The organism is Exiguobacterium sp. PHA03, assembly GCF_041945985.1.
Taxonomy (GTDB): Bacteria; Bacillota; Bacilli; order Exiguobacteriales; family Exiguobacteriaceae; genus Exiguobacterium_A.
Window position 1 is genome coordinate 1 of sequence record NZ_JAUTYQ010000010.1, and the last position, 675, is coordinate 675.

6 tRNA genes are annotated in these 675 nt (G+C 50.4%); all 6 read left to right on the plus strand.

What is annotated here, in order from left to right:
• Positions 1-6 precede the first annotated feature (6 nt).
• The 6 genes from Q7C19_RS15615 (at position 7) to Q7C19_RS15640 (ending at position 612) form a co-directional block, all read left to right on the plus strand.
• Positions 7-82, plus strand: a tRNA-Val gene (locus Q7C19_RS15615).
• A gap of 14 nt (positions 83-96) precedes the next feature.
• Positions 97-172, plus strand: a tRNA-Thr gene (locus tag Q7C19_RS15620).
• Positions 173-234: 62 nt separating this feature from the next.
• Positions 235-321 (plus strand) — tRNA-Leu (locus Q7C19_RS15625).
• A gap of 38 nt (positions 322-359) precedes the next feature.
• A tRNA-Arg gene (locus Q7C19_RS15630) sits at positions 360-433 on the plus strand.
• A gap of 4 nt (positions 434-437) precedes the next feature.
• A tRNA-Pro gene (locus Q7C19_RS15635) sits at positions 438-514 on the plus strand.
• Positions 515-536: 22 nt separating this feature from the next.
• A tRNA-Ala gene (locus Q7C19_RS15640) sits at positions 537-612 on the plus strand.
• The last annotated feature ends 63 nt before the right edge of the window (positions 613-675 follow it).

Consider the following 675-nt stretch of genomic DNA (forward strand, 5'->3'; position numbering starts at 1 on the left):
ACATATGGAGGATTAGCTCAGCTGGGAGAGCACCTGCCTTACAAGCAGGGGGTCGGCGGTTCGATCCCGTCATCCTCCACCATTTTTATTACACTTGCCGGTGTAGCTCAGCTGGTAGAGCAACTGACTTGTAATCAGTAGGTCGCGGGTTCGACTCCTGTTGCCGGCACCATCTTTATCTTCAATGATCACCAGAATTCAATTATGAATGAAGGTTCTACCTTTTATATCCCTGCCGGGGTGGCGGAACTGGTAGACGCACAGGACTTAAAATCCTGCGGGGGTTTCCCCGTGCCGGTTCGATTCCGGCCCTCGGTACCATTTTCATTTTGATGTTTGCTGTTTGATCCTTATATTCCGCACCCTTAGCTCAGCTGGATAGAGTACTTGACTACGAATCAAGGGGTCGGGAGTTCGAATCTCTCAGGGTGCATTTTCGGGAAGTAGCTCAGCTTGGTAGAGCACTTGGTTTGGGACCAAGGGGTCGCAGGTTCGAATCCTGTCTTCCCGACCATCTTCAATTTCATCCCTTTAATGGGGCCTTAGCTCAGCTGGGAGAGCGCCTGCCTTGCACGCAGGAGGTCAGCGGTTCGATCCCGCTAGGCTCCACCATTTTTATGACGAACTTTGAAAACTGAACGATGAGGCAAAAATCGTATTCTACGGAATACAAAA